Source organism: Stenotrophomonas sp. HMWF003 (genome assembly GCF_003061285.1).
GTDB classification, from domain to species: Bacteria; Pseudomonadota; Gammaproteobacteria; order Xanthomonadales; family Xanthomonadaceae; genus Stenotrophomonas; species Stenotrophomonas maltophilia_AP.
Genome location: NZ_QAIW01000381.1, coordinates 20238 through 22073 on the forward strand (window position 1 = coordinate 20238; position 1836 = coordinate 22073).

Annotated in this window: 2 protein-coding genes; both read right to left on the bottom strand. The window is 70.6% G+C overall.

Features of this window, described 5'->3' with window-relative positions; translation table 11 throughout:
- A partial coding sequence (locus tag DBR34_RS21860) for an Ig-like domain-containing protein (RefSeq protein WP_219928319.1) occupies positions 1–1318 on the bottom strand: 1318 nt, incomplete at its 3' end.
- 79 nt (positions 1319–1397) lie between these two features.
- The coding region (locus tag DBR34_RS16335) for a DUF11 domain-containing protein (protein ID WP_128097581.1) at positions 1398–1836 on the bottom strand (439 nt) is incomplete at its 5' end.

Sequence of the window (1836 nt, forward strand, 5' to 3'; positions counted from 1 at the left end):
CGCCCACCAGGCTCAGCGCCACCTGGCCCAGCGGCACGGCACCGCCATTGAACGTGTCGTTGGTGAGCACGGTCGGGGTGAGCCCGCCGGTGCCGGCCGGGATCGGCGTGGCGAAGGTGTCGTCGACCGCCACCAGTGCGTTGGCATTGACCACGATGGCCGCCGTGGCCGTGGCACACACGCTGCCGTTCGGCGCGGGCAGGCAGACCTGGTACTGGAACGACGTGGGCGCGGCGATGCCACCGGCAGGCGCATAGGTGAAGGTGCCGTCGCTGTTGACGATGAGCCCGGCCGGCGGCGTGCCGATGGCGCTGAACACCGCACCGGCCGGTGCGTTGTCGTTGCTGCCCACGTTGCCGGCGAACGACGGTGCGCCACCGGTGGCGTTGAAGCTGTCGTTCACGGCGGTCGGGCCGATCACAACGCTGGCCGTGGCGGTGGCGCAGTTGGTCGGCGATGCGTTCTCGCAGATCTGGTAACTCAGGCTGGTGGCACCGGCGGTGGCGCCGGCCGGCACCGTGATCACGCCGGCACTGTTGATGGTGAATCCCGCCGGCGCGTTCTGCAGCGCGATGATCAGGGAGGCGCCGACCACCGGCGCACCGTTGAGCGTGTCATTGGCCAGCACCGTGGGCGTCGTGCCACCGGTGGCTGAGGAAATCGCCGTGGCGAACACATCGTTGTTGGCCACCAGCGCGTTGGCCTGCACCGGCACGGCCGGGGTGGTGGCGCTGTTGTCGCCCGGGGTCGGGTCGGTGGTGCCGGTGGGCAGCACCAGCGAGACGCTGTTGGCCGGCACTGTGGCCGGGGTGGCGCTGGGCGCGGTGCCGTTGACCAGCAGCACCACGCTGTCGCCCACGCCCACGTTGACCTGCACGTTGATGGCATTGCCGGTGCCGCTGGACTGCGCGCACGACGATGCCGCGGTGGTGGGCTGGCAGCTCCAGGCCACGTTGGTGAGCAGCGCCGACACGGTGTCGACCACGCCCACGCCCTGCGCCGCCGAAGGGCCGGCATTGCTCACCTGGATGCGGTACTGCACCGTGCCGCCGGCCGCCACCGGGCTGGCACTCAGCAACGTCTTGGTCACGCTCAGCTGTGCCTGCAGGGCCAGCGCGTTGGTATCGGTGGCGGTGTTGTTGCCCGGGGTCGGGTCGCCCACGTCGGCCGGCGCGGTCACCGTGGCGGTGTTGTTGAGCGGGTTCGGGTAGCTCTGCGCAAGCAGCGTGGGAGACAGCAGCAACGCCAACAGCCCCACCGCGTGCGCGATGCCGGCCGATGCCCTGCGTGCCCTGCCCTGCCTGCGGGTTGCTGCCATGCGCTCATCCTCGAAGCGGTGATCGTGTCCATCCCCGGCGCGGGGTCATCCCCACGCCCACTGCGCTACCGCCCGGGTGCTAGTACGCGCCCGGGTTGCTGCTGAAGCTGACCGGCACGCTGATCGTTGCCTGGCCCCCATTGATCAGGTTCACCCCCACGCTGACCGCGTTGCCGCCCACCGCACCGCCACTGGCCGCCGCACACGTGCTGCCCGTGCTGGCGCTGCAGGTCCAGGCGGCACGCAGGGTGATGCCGTTGGGCAGGCTGTCGGCCACGACCGCGTTGGTGACCGGATCGGGTCCGTCGTTGCGCACCAGCAGCGTGTAGGTCGCGGTGCCGCCCGGTGTGTAGGTGCCGCTGCCGTCGCTCTTGGTGATCGACAGTTCGGCCTGGCGCGTGCGGTTGGTGATGCGACACACCAGGGTCACGGCGGTGGCGGTCATCGCCGGCGCCTGCAGGGTGAAGCTGCCACCGCTGCCGGAGGACACCACGGTGTTGTTCTGGTCGGTGCATTGC